The organism is Companilactobacillus mishanensis (assembly GCF_003946505.1).
Taxonomy (GTDB): Bacteria; Bacillota; Bacilli; order Lactobacillales; family Lactobacillaceae; genus Companilactobacillus; species Companilactobacillus mishanensis.
This window is the reverse complement of the sequence record NZ_RHON01000005.1, coordinates 87,764-103,591: the sequence shown is the minus strand read 5'-3', so window position 1 is coordinate 103,591 and position 15,828 is coordinate 87,764. Positions and strand designations below refer to the sequence as shown.

At 36.5% G+C, this 15,828-nt stretch carries 12 protein-coding genes and 1 pseudogene; 8 read left to right on the top strand and 5 right to left on the bottom strand.

Annotated elements, in window-relative coordinates; genetic code table 11:
- The first annotated feature begins 62 nt into the window (after positions 1-62).
- Positions 63-2,051, top strand: a complete 1,989-nt coding sequence (gene nagE, locus EKM63_RS07100; protein ID WP_125705145.1) for an N-acetylglucosamine-specific PTS transporter subunit IIBC — start codon at positions 63-65, stop codon at positions 2,049-2,051.
- Positions 2,052-2,075: 24 nt separating this feature from the next.
- On the opposite strand, the pseudogene EKM63_RS11465 reads toward nagE, so the two are convergent.
- Positions 2,076-2,588 (bottom strand): annotated as a pseudogene (locus tag EKM63_RS11465) (NADPH-dependent FMN reductase).
- Between the two features lie 247 nt (positions 2,589-2,835).
- Between EKM63_RS11465 and EKM63_RS07085 the strand changes: the two are divergent.
- A complete protein-coding gene (locus EKM63_RS07085) occupies positions 2,836-5,019 on the top strand; it encodes a M13 family metallopeptidase (RefSeq protein WP_164504925.1) in 2,184 nt (727 codons plus the stop codon).
- A 63-nt stretch (positions 5,020-5,082) separates the two neighbouring features.
- On the opposite strand, the gene EKM63_RS07080 is transcribed toward EKM63_RS07085, so the two are convergent.
- On the bottom strand, positions 5,083-6,966 hold the full coding sequence (locus EKM63_RS07080) for an LTA synthase family protein (RefSeq protein WP_125705139.1): 1,884 nt from the start codon (positions 6,964-6,966) through the stop codon (positions 5,083-5,085).
- Positions 6,967-7,063: 97 nt separating this feature from the next.
- On the opposite strand from EKM63_RS07080, the gene EKM63_RS07075 reads away from it, so the two are divergent.
- Positions 7,064-7,801: a CPBP family intramembrane glutamic endopeptidase gene (locus EKM63_RS07075; protein ID WP_125705137.1), complete on the top strand. Its 738-nt coding sequence runs from the start codon at positions 7,064-7,066 to the stop codon at positions 7,799-7,801.
- A 17-nt stretch (positions 7,802-7,818) separates the two neighbouring features.
- Here the strand turns inward: EKM63_RS07075 and EKM63_RS07070 are convergent, their stop codons facing one another.
- A complete protein-coding gene (locus tag EKM63_RS07070; protein WP_125705135.1) occupies positions 7,819-8,529 on the bottom strand; it encodes a DUF5067 domain-containing protein in 711 nt (236 codons plus the stop codon).
- A gap of 217 nt (positions 8,530-8,746) precedes the next feature.
- Between EKM63_RS07070 and EKM63_RS07065 the strand changes: the two genes are divergently transcribed.
- The 4 genes from EKM63_RS07065 to EKM63_RS07050 all read left to right on the top strand — a co-directional run bounded on the left by EKM63_RS07065 (position 8,747) and on the right by EKM63_RS07050 (position 11,107).
- Positions 8,747-8,959: a hypothetical protein gene (locus tag EKM63_RS07065; RefSeq protein WP_125705133.1), complete on the top strand. Its 213-nt coding sequence runs from the start codon at positions 8,747-8,749 to the stop codon at positions 8,957-8,959.
- 131 nt (positions 8,960-9,090) lie between these two features.
- Positions 9,091-9,969, top strand: a complete 879-nt coding sequence (locus tag EKM63_RS07060) for a cation diffusion facilitator family transporter (RefSeq protein ID WP_125705131.1) — start codon at positions 9,091-9,093, stop codon at positions 9,967-9,969.
- A gap of 18 nt (positions 9,970-9,987) precedes the next feature.
- Positions 9,988-10,344: a carboxymuconolactone decarboxylase family protein gene (locus tag EKM63_RS07055; RefSeq protein ID WP_125705129.1), complete on the top strand. Its 357-nt coding sequence runs from the start codon at positions 9,988-9,990 to the stop codon at positions 10,342-10,344.
- 97 nt (positions 10,345-10,441) lie between these two features.
- On the top strand, positions 10,442-11,107 hold the full coding sequence (locus EKM63_RS07050) for a 2,3-bisphosphoglycerate-dependent phosphoglycerate mutase (protein WP_125705128.1): 666 nt from the start codon (positions 10,442-10,444) through the stop codon (positions 11,105-11,107).
- Between the two features lie 534 nt (positions 11,108-11,641).
- Here EKM63_RS07050 and EKM63_RS07045 read toward each other — a convergent pair.
- Complete coding sequence (locus EKM63_RS07045; protein ID WP_377768712.1) at positions 11,642-12,052, bottom strand: Lrp/AsnC family transcriptional regulator; 411 nt, start codon at positions 12,050-12,052, stop codon at positions 11,642-11,644.
- A 178-nt stretch (positions 12,053-12,230) separates the two neighbouring features.
- Here EKM63_RS07045 and EKM63_RS07040 point away from each other — a divergent pair, with 178 nt between their 5' ends.
- Positions 12,231-13,607: an aspartate ammonia-lyase gene (locus EKM63_RS07040; protein WP_125705126.1), complete on the top strand. Its 1,377-nt coding sequence runs from the start codon at positions 12,231-12,233 to the stop codon at positions 13,605-13,607.
- Positions 13,608-13,649: 42 nt separating this feature from the next.
- Here the strand turns inward: EKM63_RS07040 and EKM63_RS07035 are convergent, their stop codons facing one another.
- Positions 13,650-15,743 (bottom strand): KUP/HAK/KT family potassium transporter, encoded by a 2,094-nt coding sequence (locus EKM63_RS07035; protein ID WP_125705124.1) that lies wholly within the window; start codon positions 15,741-15,743, stop codon positions 13,650-13,652.
- Positions 15,744-15,828: the final 85 nt, after the last annotated feature.

The following is a 15,828-nucleotide window of genomic DNA, read 5'->3' as shown; positions in this document are numbered from 1 at the left end:
TATACCAGTATTATAGGTCTCGTGAAAAAAACAACATGGTTTAGTTGGGGGAAAATTATAAAATGAAAACATATTTCCAACGTATGGGTCGATCACTTCAATTGCCAGTTGCGGTATTACCTGCAGCAGGTTTGTTAGTCGGTATCGGCCATCTATTGCCTCAGAATTGGTCGTTTGCTCAATTCCTTCAGGCAGGTGGTAATTCGATTTTAACTAACTTGGCATTACTATTTGCGGTTGGTTTAGCAATCGGAATGTCAAAGAATAAAGATGGGGCGGCTGCATTAGCAGGGGTAGTTGCATATTTCGTTCCCGTTTATGTTCTATCACCAGCAAGTGTAGCAACATTATTTGGTATTCAGGAGAAGGCTGTTGATCCGGCTTTTGGTGCTATATCCGGTAATGTTTTTATTGGAATAATTGCTGGGCTTGTGGCTGCAGCACTATATAATCGCTTCCATCAGACAAAATTGCCTATGGCATTGTCATTCTTCAGTGGAAAGAGATTAGTACCAATCGTTTCATCTCTTGCAATGTTAGTTATTACCGTTGTGTTGCTGTTTACTTGGCCTCCAGTTTATGAGGCACTAGTTGCATTTGGTAAGTTCTTTATTGGCCTAGGTGCTGCAGGCGCTGGGTTGTATGGATTCTTTAACCGTCTATTGATCCCAACAGGATTACATCAAGCTTTGAACCAAGTATTTTGGTTAAATACAGCAGGTATCAATGATATTGGTAACTTCTGGGCAAGCAAAGGTGTTAAAGGGGTAACTGGTATTTATCAAGCTGGATTCTTCCCAGTTATGATGTTTGGTTTGCCAGCAGGAGCATACGCAATCTATCGCAATGCGCGTCCTGAGAGAAAATTAGCTACTGGTAGTTTGATGATGGCTGGAGCGATTGCTTCTTTCTTCACCGGTGTTACAGAACCTTTGGAATTATCGTTCATGTTCTTAGCATGGCCATTGTATGTATTGCACGCAGTTTTGACAGGACTATCTTTAGGATTTGCTGCATTGATGCACTGGACATCAGGATTCACATTTAGTGCTGGTTTAGTGGATTACATTTTAAGTTTCCACATTCCAATTGCAAATAAGCCATATATGCTTGTCGTTCAAGGGCTAGTTATGGCAGCAATCTACTTCTTTACATTTGATTTTGCCATCAAGAAATTTAACTTGATGACACCTGGCCGTGAACCAATCGAAGAAACAGAATTGGCAGGGGATGTGGCAATTGCCACAGAAGATTCAGATGACAAATATACTGTTCAAGCTAAGAAAATCTATGCTGGATTAGGTGGGGCTGAAAATATCAGCGAGATCGACAACTGTACAACTCGATTACGTTTGCAGTTGAAAGATACTGATAAGATCGATAAGTCAGTTATTCAATCAGCTAATCCTGCAGGAATAAATGTTATTGATAAAACTAATATTCAAGTCATCATTGGAACAGAGGTACAATTTGTTGCTGATGCCTTAACAAACTTGTTTGATGCGAAAGCACCAACTAATTTGAAAATAAATGAGAGCAAAGATACTACAGAATCTGAAAGTAAAAAAACTTCTGATATTAAATCTAGTCAGAAAATAGAATTCTATAGTGTTGCCAATGGTCAATATGAGGAACTCAGTCAAGTTCCTGATGATACCTTCTCACAAAAGTTATTAGGTGATGGGTATGCAGTTAAACCTTCTGACGGCAATATTGTTGCGCCAGTCGATGGAATTATCACTTCAATTTTCCCAACCAAACATGCACTTGGTATCAAGACCGACAGTGGATTAGAAGTTTTAGTTCACATTGGTATCAATACTGTTGAAATGAATGGGGAACCATTTGAAGTCAAAGTGAAAGATGGACAAAGAATTCATCATGGAGATACATTGGTCTTCGCAGACTTAGATAAGATCAAAGCAGCAGGCAAAGATACTGATACCATGGTAATCATTACGAATATGACAGATGTTGGATTTATGCGATTTGATGCATATGCACCATCGGTCTCCATGCTTTCTAAAATTGTAGAAGTTACTACAAAATAAAAGTCTCCCGTTTGGGAGACTTTTTTAGTTAAGTATATTTTCAAATTCGTGAATGACTGCTTCTAAGTTAAACCTATATTTTTCCAAATCGGTATCAACGTTGAAATTATCTGTTTTGATCGATAACGAGATGGTTGAGTTTAAAGTATTCATGTGTAGTCCTTTAAGTACTAAATCTAAAGCTATCTGTGCTTGAAAACCACCGTGTGAACCATAAACAATAGTTGAAACTGGCTTACCACGCCACTCATCATATAAATAATCGAGTGCATTTTTAAGAACCGCTGGATATCCCCAATTGTACTGTGGATAGAGAATAATTATTCCGTCTAGGCTGTTGATTTACTTTGCCCATTTGATGGTATGTCCTTGCTGGTAATTACCCTTAGCCGGAATTTCAGGTTCATCTAAGAAGGGGAGATTAATCTTTTTTAGATCAATCATCTCCAATTCCAAACTTGATGAGTCAAAATTTTCATCGATCCATTTAGCAATTTGTATTGCGATTCTGTTTGGTCTGTTTGATCCTATTATCAATCCGATTGACTGCAAAGCTCTGACCTCTTAACAATTATTTACTTCATTAGATAGTTTACAATATCAAGCAAACAATAAATCATGATTTTTGGAAATACTTTTCGTACGTTCAGCACCGTTTTTATCATCATTCGGAGACACAATAAATTTTGTGTCCTTTTTATATGAATTAATTAATAAATATTCTAACTATTTATTGCGTATTTCTTTCAATAGGTTGAAAATGAACTTATCAGGGGGAAATATCATGAAATTGCACAAAAATGTATTAAAAGTCTGGATGTTTGCGGCAGTATTGTTAGGTGCAACAATTACGACTCAAACTGCCAAGGCCGATACTACAGCTGAACCTCAGAATGAAAAACAGACAGTTACCAATGATGGTAGCGTTACAGGAATAGAGTCTGCTCAAAAATCAGATGCAACTTCGGAAACACAATCTGATTCGACAACAAATAGCAATAATACCGTTGTAAATAATGATACTTCCTCCACTGTTGACTCAGATACAAACTGGTCAAAGACAAATATCGACAATCCGGGTAAAGATTACTTTCACTACGTTAATAGAAAATGGTTGAATGTAGCCAAACCTGCAGTTGGTCAACAAATGGGTGCCTTACAGACCGCTCAAACTCAAATGGACAATAAGGTTCATGATAAATTTATGAGCTATGTCAATGGAACTGTGCCAACCAACGATTCAACCATGTTGAAAGCTATTGAATTTTATCGCCAAGCTTACAATAGCGATTTGTCCAATGATGCAGCTTTTAATGGCATCAATCAAGATATTAAAACAGTCAGGGGATTAAACAATATCACTGACTTAAATGAAAATTTATACAATCTTATGGCTCAAGATATCAGTTTGCCATTTGGAATAAAAATCGATCGTGATCAAAATGATAGTTCTTTAAAGACACTCTACTTTTATGGCGCTACACCTTTGCTATTGGATGATAATGGCGAGTTTACAGATAATATGAAAACTTCTCAAGATACCATTGGAAACTATTTAGCTTCAAATGCACATTGGACCTTTGAAGAAATACAAGATTTGATTATTAATACTAAGCGATTCGACAAATTATTGTATCAAATTCAAACAGCCAATGATCGTGCTGAAAACAAGCTTCAGGATAATTACACTGGTGCTGGTATCAATCAGAATGGAAATTATTTACCTGTAGTATTTTCAAATTTCGCCAACATTAGTCCTTATTTGGACTTGGATACATTAGTTGATCAATTGGTAGGAGAGACACCTGGATATATTTATGAGATGACTCCTAGTTTTTACAATAAATTCAATAGGTTGTTCAATGCTGATACGTTCTATATGGTCAGAGATTGGATGGTCTCAAAGCTGGTTTTAAACCGTTCATCATATATGAAAAATTTAACAGAGCATGATACTTATCAAAATGGTCATACAAAAGCAGAGACTCAATCGAATCTAGCTTACTATGTGACGAGCAAGGCTTTTGCTCCTGAATTCAGTAAATATTTTGGAGACATTTTGCTTTCTAAACTTCAAGCATCAGGCGTTAAACAGATGATCGGCAACATCATGTCGAGTTATGAAAAGGAAATAACTGATAGTACTTGGTTAAGTGACTCAGCAAAAGATCAAGCTCTGAACAAACTCAGCAAGATGATAGTTAATGTTGGTTATCCTTCAGACTCTTATGACTTCTATAACGATGTAACGGTTGATCCAACAAAGTCGATTTATCAAAATTATTTGAATTTACTTACGACTGAAAAATTGGATAGATTCAAAACTTATGCTAGACCAGCTGTTAGAGGCGAATGGAATGACTTATCTAGTCTAGTAACTAACGCATATTATTCACCTCAGGATAACGCTATTTATATTTCCACAGCGTTCATAACGTCGCCTTTCTTTGATATCAATCAGACAGATTCACAGAACTATGGTGCTCTAGGTACCGTAATAGGCCACGAATTAAGCCATGCTTTTGATTCAAATGGGTCATTATTTAATGGTTATGGCCTTTTCGAGAATTGGCTTACACCTGAAGATTTGAAAGTCCTTAATCAAAAAATGAGCACCGTTGCAAGTCAGTATAACGGTATAAATTATGCTGATAAAGTTATTTCCGGTGCTAAAGTTGTTGATGAAGCACTGGCTGATAATGCTGGATTACAAGTTTCTGAGAATGCCTTGAAAGCAACAGGACATGCAAATATTGATCAGTTCTTCAGATCATATGCAACTTCAAATAGAGTACAAATGGATAAGTTACTGTTTGATAATAACTTTGCCCAAGATCCGCATGCACCGATGCCATTGCGTGTTAATGTAAACGTATCAAATATGCCAGATTTCTACTCGACTTATGATGTTCAACCAGGTGAGGGAATGTACCGTGACCCGAACAATAGAGTTCAAATTTGGGATTAAATCAAAAAATGAGATTGGAAAATTACACCAATCTCATTTTTTTTGTTCTAAATTTGGGAAATACTATTTTGTAAAATCTAATTTGTTGCTATATCCCTTACCAGCCGTCAAATCGTACTGGATAAGTTTGTAATCATTTAATAGTTCTTTTTGAGAGGCAGTTAAATCCTTGTAGGATATTTTTTTGCCAGATTTTTTGTTTACGTACAAACTTTCTGAGTTACCAACGGTACTTTTTGCCATTGCCGGTGCATCTTCTTGAATTTTAGTTAACAGGGCATAGAAAGGTGTAACTTTCTCTTTCATTTGTTGATATGTAAGTGGAATAAAACCATTTGGATCGGTGATTGCTGCGTTCCCATTTAATTTTGTAGTGCCCATATTATGATCAATGGCGTATTTGTTGCTGTAGATAAAATATTCAGTCTCATGTTCAGATACATTGTATTTACGCATGCTGTTACCATCGTAAATTCCGGGCAGGTGGTCACCGTAAAAGACCACGGTAATAGGCTTATTTATTTTATTGAGTTCATCTAGAAAACTTTGAGTTGCTTCATCTGTTAAATTCAATCCCTTCGCAAAATTTGCGACTTGTTTAGCATTCTTACCAACACCACTTCCAGAGGCTTTGAAATTATTTCCTTGGTAGTTGTTGTAATAAGGCATGTGATTTTGCATCGTTACTAAACTAATAAATTGTCCCTGTTTGACTTGATTGACTTGCCAAGTTACGTCTTTATATGCTGAAGCATCGCTAATGTATTGGCTACCATCTTCAGGATCAGTGTAGTGGAGTGCTAAAGAACCAGTTGAATCGGTATTTCTGAAAGTTTGGAAGCCAAATCTGTTATAGACACTACTACGATTATAGAAATTACCAATGTAGGGGTGGATTGCATTCTTATTTTCAAACTGGTTGGTGATATTTTCAGGATTCTTCTGATTTTGCACAAGTTGGACATACGGAGTTTGAAGTGACTTTGAAAACTGATTGAATGCTAGTCCAGTGAAACTCATATATTCCATATTGGCAGTTCCACCACCATACCCAGAACTTAACATCATACCTGAGGTATTATTTTTCATTATTTGGCGAACGTTAGGGATGGGATCTTGGTTCAACTTCACATTAGGAACACGTGTTGGATCCGCAAAACTTTCGCTCAAAACGAAAATCAATGTTTGTTTATTTACGTCATTGTTTGGGCGGCTTTTATTTATTTCAGTTGCGACATTTTTGTACTTTTTAACGATAGAATCAATTTTTGCTTCGTTATATCCGTCTGGTTTGTCCATGACTTTAACATGGATGTTAGATAGAAAAGTAATCAGTGGTCCGTTGCTATTAGTTTCCCACATCAAGTTAGGTGTGAATTCAGATCTACCAGCCTTATTGAGAATGTTAGTAACGACCGAGCTTTCATCGTTTGCTGAATAAAAACTGCCAATAGTTATGACTGGTATTATCATAAGGACAATACGTAGCCACCACTTCATATGCAGCATTTTTTTGCCGAAGAATTTTTCGAGTAGGATGGAGCTGAAGATAATTATTCCCAATACTATTACCATGATGATAATTATTTTGGAGCTGACCATTGAAACTAACTCTTTAAAACTTTTTAGGAATATTAGGTCGCTTGGTAAAACGGGCTCAGTCCGATACATTACTTTTAGTCGATTGGCAATCGCATAAATTCCAAATAAAACATAAAATAAAGCCGTTGAGTAGAAGAATCTATTAAAGATAGCGTAAAATCCTAGATATACTAAAAATAGGATCAAGGACGTGATCAAATACATGCCAACATAGGTCTCAGTAACAGTGGAAAATGTATATTTCAGAGATCCAATTTGAGAGTAGCTCAAGGCGAATCCCATTAGTAAAGCGGACAGGAGCATAAAGATAAACTGAAGTATATAAGTTAAATTAATTCTCTTCATTTTTTTACAACACCTTAGTGTGATAACTTGTTTTATTTACATACTAAACCCAACTGCAGGTAACTAACAATAAAAGAGAAAAAAGGGGAATCAACTTTTGAAATTTCTAAGTAATCCGTGGACAAAAATATTATCGATATTCATTATTTTTATTTTGGTTTTGATAGGCGCAAATTTGGTCATACCTTCCAGCTGGAACAGTATCTGGTCTCAGGGATTCACCGATTTTTTGATATTTGCAGTATTATTTGTTGCTAATATTTTCTTATTTCATCAGAAAATACATTGGTTTTCCAGCAAAGATTTGGGCGAACAATTTTATACAACATTACCCACATTTGTCTTTGTGTTGTTCCTAGATATTCCAATGTTGCTGGTACAAGATTTTTCGTTCAAAATAAATGTTGTGGTCATGTGTATTTTAGTAGGACTGACTGAAGAGTATGTTTTCAGGGGTCTACTGATACCACTATTCCTAAAGATATTTCACAATCAAGCGTTCTATGCTGTACTGGGGTCGGCGTTCTTATTTGGAATCATTCACTCAATAAACCTGAGAACTTTATCATTCGGTTATGTCGCCGTCCAGGTATTGTTTGCAATGACATTAGGAGTACTGTTTGGTGCAATTTATGTTAAAACTCATAATCTAACAATCGTCATTGTTTTGCATATGCTTAAAGATGTATTTCCACTACTATCGCCAAGCACTTTGAAACAGGCTGCCTCAGTTAAGTTTTCGATGGCCTCGCTTATATTTGTAGCAATACTATTGTTTATTGCAATTTACATTGCATATCGCCAAATTTCAGACACACAAAAAGCGCAATCCTAATGGGTTGCGCTTTTAATTTACGATAATTTGAAAGGTTGCATAGTGTTTAAATATTGTTTAGTTTCAATATTCATAAAGTACATATCTACATCAGACTTCGTGTTGTCGACTTTTACAAGTAAAGCTCCATCGTACTTTGTACCTGGGATTACGATACCGTAATTACTTCCAGTAACTAAATCAGCAAAGTCACCTGTACCAGTAGTTGGCTCCAAGACTTTATCATCTTGTTTCAAGATCATATTCGCAGCTTGTACTTTTTGGGGTACTTGCTTGTCTTTTGAATTATTGGTGTAAGTGTACTTGATCAAGAGCGCTGAGGCACCATTAGCATCTTTAACTAACTTAACATCATTACTCAATTTGAATTCAAAATCATCAGTCTTGTAATCTAAATTGTTATAAGATCCAGGATTTGAATATGTTTTCTTTTCATCAGATTTCTTCTCGTCTGACTTTTCATCTTCTTTTTTAACACTCTGACTGGCTTGTTTCTTACTAGATTCATCGGCTTTTTTCTTGGAAGTTTTAGGTTTCACATTTTCAACTTTCTCTGAATTATTTTCAGTGTTGTCTTTGTGAGCAACTCCCACACCCCAATAAACCAAACCGGCTATAATGGCAAGTAGGATAACCGCAAGTGTAATTATGAATGAAAGCTTTTTATAAAATGGCTTGTGTTGTTTACGATATTCGCCACGCGTCATAGTTGGCTTTTGATTGTCCATGTTAATCTCCCATCAAGTATGTATACCTTCTAATGATAACTCAATTACTTACTATTTTATCATATTTGTTTGCACAAAATAATTAACTAAAAGTTGACCAACCTTTTTTTGCAAAAACCAGTAAAAACTATTGAACCTATTTGATAAAAATGGTATAAATATCTGGTCGAAACATCAGGGGTATTTATTTAAAACAAATTACGAGGGGGTAACAAAGATGTTGTTTTTTGGTAATCAAGGCGACTATGAAGTCACATGCAATTTTTTAGATAAGAAAGGCCAACGAATTGCTAAGAAGCGCATTTGCCACAATGTTTCTAAAAAAGAAGCACGTGATGGTATGAGAAACTATATTACGAATCAATTTTCAGAATCGATCGATATAGCTCATCCAATCAAAGTTGTTGCCAAACCTACAACTTCAAGATAGCAAATACAAATCAAATATAAGACCAGCAGACTGAAAATATTCAGTCTGTTTTTTTATTGTATTTTGGTAAACGTTTGCATCTTTTGTATGTTACTTTGGTATCATAGAGTCATGAGAGGTGAACTAAAGAAATGGAACACTCAAACGTTACAGGCAAGAGATTTTTAGCTGTGACAGCACTGAATTTGATCATAACCGTGGCAGAATTTTTCGGAGGTATCATCTCAGGAAGTTTAGGACTATTGTCTGATGCTGTTCATAACTTGGAAGACTCAATTTCCATCGTTATTTCTTACGTCGCAAATTTGATCGGACGTAGGCACAATAACGCCGAGAAAACATTCGGCTACAAACGGGCAGAAATACTAGCTGCGTTTGTAAATTCAAGTATCTTGATCGTTATTACAATATTAATGATCATTGAATCAATTCGTCGTTTCCGTCAACCACAACATATTAATGGTTCTTTGATGATGATCGTATCTATCATCGGATTAGTAGCTAATTTGATTTCGATGGTTGCTCTTTGGAGCGGCTCAAAGAATAACTTAAATATCAAAGCGACATTCTTACACATGATGTCAGATACTTTGTCATCAGTTGGAGTTGTCGTTGCATCAATTTTCATTACATTGTTCAGCTGGTACTGGGTCGATCCACTTATTACTATATTGATTGCCATTTGGCTTTTGAAAGAATCATATGACGTAGTTAAAGAGACAGTCAATATTTTGATGGAGGCCAGTCCCGAGATTGATTTGAAGGCGGTGAAGAAGGCAGTACTGACAGTTCCAGATGTTGTAGGTATCCATCATATTCACGTTTGGATGATCGACGAGAACTATATTATTTTTGATGCGCATATCAACGTCAAAAAGCAATGCAATATGGATGAACTTGAAAAAATCTATCGTGAAATAGAAAACCTTCTGAAGACTCAATTTAAGGTCTCTCACGTAACTTTACAAGCGGAATGTACAAGAGGACTTAAAGAACCATTAATCTTTTAGACGAAGCGAGGATTACAAATGAGTGATATTGATTATGCAACAGAAAATAAACATGACAAAGAAAATACTGGCAGACTTTTAAAACAAACCAAAATAGTTGGTATGGACTTTATTAAAATGCACCAAGATGCTATTGCAGATGGAGCCTTGAGTAAGAAGGAAAAGGAATTAATGGCATTGTCCATCTCAATTGTCATTCACTGTGAGGGATGTATTAACAGTCACCTTGCTGCAGCAAAAGATGCAGGAGCAACGGTTGAAGAAGTTGTGGAAGCAGTTGATGTAGCCATTATGATGAATGGCGGACCAGCAATCGTTTATGGTGGAAAGGCGTTAGAAGCTGCCGAACAATATTATGGAGTAGATTTAAAGTGATTTCAGAAAACACTATGAAAATAGATTTAAATCTAGATTAATTTAGTGATACCATTATTTGTATCAAATCATAAGTAAAAGTAGGAATTATCAACAAATGGTAAAACTCATTTTAGTGCGACATGGTGAAAGCATCGCCAATGCTAACAATATTTATACAGGTTGGAATGACGTTGGTCTGACTGCAAATGGTATCAATCAGGCACATCAAGTTGCAAAAAGTCTTCATGGTATCGATATCGATCACGTATATACCTCAGTCCTGAAGCGCGCGATAATATCGTCTTACATTATTCAAGATGATCTAGACTTAAATTATGTTCCCATAACCAAAGCATGGCAGCTGAATGAAAGACATTATGGAGCGTTACGAGGACAGAATAAAGATGCAACACGAGCAGAGTATGGTGCAGAACAAGTAAGAGAATGGAGAAGATCATTTTTCGTTTTCCCACCAAAATTGGACAAACGTGATCCCAGAGTAGGGCCATATAAGTATGTTGATCCAAGATCAATGCCCTTGTCAGAAAGCTTATACGTAGCTTCAAAACGGATAATTCCATATTATGTTGATCATATAGCACCAGGATTGCTAGATGGTAAAAACCAGTTAGTCGTAGCACACGGCAGTACGATACGAGCAATGATCAAGTATTTGGAACAGATTGACGATGATGATATAGATGGCGTAGAAGTTGCAAACGGGCAACCGATAATTTACGAACTGAATGACTCTTTGGATATAGTAAGTTCTAATAGGTAGTTGTGACCCGACCTACAGGAAATTGTGGTGGGGGATGGGAACGCCATGAGTTGAAGGAACGTACGTCGCCTTCGGCGCGTGCGCAACTGTCTGAAGCGTTGGCTACGCCAACAAACGACCAATGATGGGCTTCACCCCCACCTCAATTTTCTTCCGGTCTGAATAGAATTACATATATGTTTAATTTGTAAAATTATTACTCAAAAGGGAGTCAGAAAACAATTAAGTTTTCTGACTCCCTTTTTCGTTTTTTTAAAATTGAATGTAGGCTTTAAATATTTAATGGATAAAACATATTTACTATGAATTGCGCAAAGCCGCCGGATAATATTTTTAGTGTGACTAAAACTAGATGGAGTCAAAAAATCGATTTGGTCTCAGTAGGCAGATTTTCCTTAGTCGAGGTACGAGACTTAGGAAAAGACTCGATTTTAAGATTTCCCTGAACTTGGGAAAGCTTAAAACGATGTCGCCTACGTTCCAGCCCGAAAAATCGATTTTTTGACGTAATCGGAAGCTAAAAACTAACCAAACCTATTTAAAATAATATCCACGATCTTCTTTCGGTGTGGAGAAAACAATCTGGGTGTTGGTGCTTCCAAACTTATGTAATTCATTGATCAAATCATCCAATGCTTGAGTCGACTGAAAAACAACTTTCAAAAGCATCGAATAGGGTCCAGTTATACAATCACATTCCAAAACATTTGGAACGGTCGCGATAAAATCATAAAATTTTGGCTTTTGATCTGGACTGACTTCCAAATTTACAAAAGCTTTGATTTTAAGCCCAACTTTTGGGTAATCCAATTTGGCACCGTATCCTTGAATGTAACCAGCGTCCTCAAGCTTTTTTAGTCTCTGCGATACTGCTGGTGGAGTGATAAATAATTCTTCACTTAGTTTTTTTATCGATAATCTACCATTTGCTTGGATGTAGTTCAATATCTTTTAGTCTATATCATTCATGGTTTCTTCTCTTTAGCAAAATATGCTGATTTCTTTATATTATTAAGCAATTTTGAAAACTATTTTTGTATTCCAAATTATAACAGCCTATCTATTTATTTGTTAAATGCAACGTGCTATCTTTAGCGCCAATAACAAAAGTGAGGTAGTCAACATGGATGAACGTATCGAAAAAGATTCTTTTGGTGAATTAAAGATTGATGAAGATAAGTACTTTGGAATTAACTCAAAACGTGCTCAAGATAACTTCAAAATAAACGTTAAAAAGACTGATATGGAATTGATTAAGCAGTTGGCTGAAATCAAATTGGCTGCTGCGACTGCTAATGAGAAGGTTGGTCGTATTTCTAGAAAAACGGCCATGGTCATTAGAAAATCTGCTGAAGAAATTATTGACGGTAAATTCGACGATCAATTCATAATTCCCGAAATCCAGGGTGGAGCTGGGACTTCGACTAATATGAATGTCAACGAGGTTATTGCCAATCGTGGTCTGATTCTCTTGGGTCATAAAAGAGGAGAGTACAAATATCTTAGTCCTCAAGATGACGTAAATGCTGGACAATCAACTAATGATGTTTATCCCAGTGCCGGCAAACTGGCAGCATTGGTAAAAACGCAAAAACTCTATTCCTCACTTTCAGTATTGATCCAGAAATTGGAGAAGAAATCAGAAGAATTCGCTGATGTTCAAAAAATTGGTCGTACGCAGCTTCAAGAGGCAGTCCCTACAACTTTAGGTAATAGTTTTGGAGCATTCGCACATGGCTTGCAACGCACTCAAAAACAGCTTCAGAAATCTATGAAGTCCTTATTGGAATTGAATTTGGGTGGAACTGCAATAGGCACTGGGGTAAATACGTCTGATGGCTATCAAGATATTTTGTATTCTGAGTTAAGAAAGGCTTATCAGGTTAACGTTCATCCAGCTGAAGATTTAATTGATGCGACACAAAACTTGGACTCATATGTTCAAGTCTCCGGTAGTCTAAAAGCTGTTGCTGTATCTGTTTCAAAAATGTGTCACGATTTGAGATTGCTATCCAGCGGACCAAAGAGTGGTTTCCATGAGATCACGTTACCTGCCAGACAAGCTGGTTCATCGATCATGCCGGGAAAAGTCAATCCAGTCATTCCAGAAGTCGTTTCACAGATTGCGTTTGAAGTTATTGGAAATGATACTACTATTACTTTTGCAGCCGAATCGGGAGAATTAGAATTAAATGCTTTTGAACCGATTATTTTTCATGATCTGTTTGAATCAATTGATTTCTTGAGTGAAGCCTGCATGATGCTTTCCACGAAGTGTATTGATGGTATTCAAGCCAACCGTGAGAAATGTGAGCAAGACGTAAACAATAGCGTTGAAACTATTACTAAATTGACACCTATTATAGGGTATGAAGTTGCCAGTGAAATAGTTCATGAATCACTCAAAACTGGTCAAAACGTATATGATTTGTTGAGAGAAAAAGGTATTTATGATGAGGATAAAGTTGCGGATCTTAGTCAAACGGATTTGGCAAATTAGGCAAAATAAAATGGAGCTTAGAATTTTCTAAGCTCCATTTTATTATTCATCTTCGTCATCATCATCGTCGTCTCCGACTGGATTATCAACAGGTATATCTTTCAAAGCAGCACGATCTTTTCTTACCAATCGTATTCTGTTCATAGAAACCTTGCCAAGAACTAATGGAACACGTTCTTCAACAACATCACTATATGAAAGACCAAACCAGTTGGCTGGCGAAATAAATGTTTGAAGTAATAATCTCAAATGAATGATACCTTTTTTTACACCACTGATCCTTGTATCAGGTGAAAGGACCTCTTTGATAAGTACGAAAGAGAAGTCACCAACTTGACGATCAGGGATGGTTGTATATTTTTGAGGTTGCATCTTGATCTCACCGTTTGACATCAGATCATTAACAACTTGTCTGAGGTAAACGTTAACCTTTTGATCAACTCTGAAACCTAAGTATAGCTGAACACTGACCATGTAGTCAGTATCGAAAGTTTCAGCACTATAAGCCGCTGTATATGGCTCATCAGTAACGTTGACGGTAACGAACCAATAGACCTCAGCTCGCTTAGGACGTTTGTCCAGTATCGAGTACAAGATGTTCTTTTTGATTCGATAACCATCGTGTACTTTTGTTAAATAAACCAAATTAGTAGTTGTGAGAGGATAACTGGGATCTTTTCTCAAGTCATTTAATTGATGTTTGAACGCCAGCAAGGAAGCAAAATGACTCCTGAAAGTGTTGTCATCCATCAGTCGGTCACCGTATCTCCAAACAAACATGATACCTACTAGGAATGCGGCAATCAACATTGTAATATAAGCACCTTGAACAAACTTGCTACTGTTTGTGATCAAGAAAATGATTTCAATTATAAAGAAGAATCCAATCGTTATCGTTGTAAAGAATTTATTGAACTTCTTCATCAGCATCCATTGATGCAACAGAAGTGTTGTCATCAGCATAGTGATCGTAATTTCAAGACCATAGGCATTAGACATATTCTCTGAATTTTGGAAATAAATAACGATCAATAAACAAACAATCCAGATTATCGAGTTAACAGTTGGTATGTACAATTGACCTTTAAAGTTAGTTGGATAATATGTTTTTAAACGTGGGAAAATTCTTAATTTGATAGCTTCAGAGACCAGTGTATATGAACCTGAAATCAAGGCTTGAGAGGCAATGATGGCGGCCATGGCTGAAAGGAAAATACCAAACAGTCTTAATTTTGGTGGCATTGATTCATAAAATGGATTGAAGTTAGGCATGTTAAGGAACATCGGATTATCTTTAACACGAAGGATCCAAGTAGCTTGTCCCAAATAACTTAGCAGCAAACAGATTTTAACTACTGGCCAACTAGTGTAAATATTTGGACGGCCAACATGTCCCATATCAGAATAAAGTGCTTCAGCACCAGTTGTGGCTAGGAAAATACTTCCCAAAATGAAAATACCACGAAGGTTGTAAGGACTCTTCAATAATTCGATAGCGTAGTAAGGATTTAATGCTCGTAAAACTGACCAGTCAAAGGACAGATTATACAGTCCCAGTAATCCTAAGAAACCGAACCAGACAGTCATAATGGGACCAAAAGCTCTACCGATCAATTGTGTACCGAATCTTTGGATAAAGAATAGGGTAGACAAGATGATGATGGTAATAATTATTACCTGTGTTTGAGTGTGAATAAAGACATTGTTATTTATTGCAATACCTTTTAAACCTTCAATTGCAGCAGTAACAGTAACTGCCGGGGTCATCATTCCATCGGCAAGGAAAGTTGCACCACCGATCATAGCAGGGATGATCAACCATTTAGCTCGTTTTCTGACTAAGGTGTAAAGGGCAAAGATACCACCTTCACCACGGTTATCAGCTCGAAGAGCAATTAAAACGTATTTAGTAGTCGTAACGATTGTTAACGTCCAAAAAATCAATGAAACACTACCCAGGATGAAATTGGTAGACATACGACTAAGTCCACCGTTTCCGACCATAAGTGAGTGCATAACATAAAGTGGAGAAGTACCAATATCTCCGTAAACAATACCTAATGCAATGAGAAAACCAGCAAATGACATCTTAGCATGCGGGTTTTTCTTCATCATGCTTAAATCTTTCTTTTCCATAAAAGTTACTCTCCAAATCGAACAGTTCAAGAGCGATTATAACATTTACAATCACCACTTAACACCATTTAATTATTACTAAAAA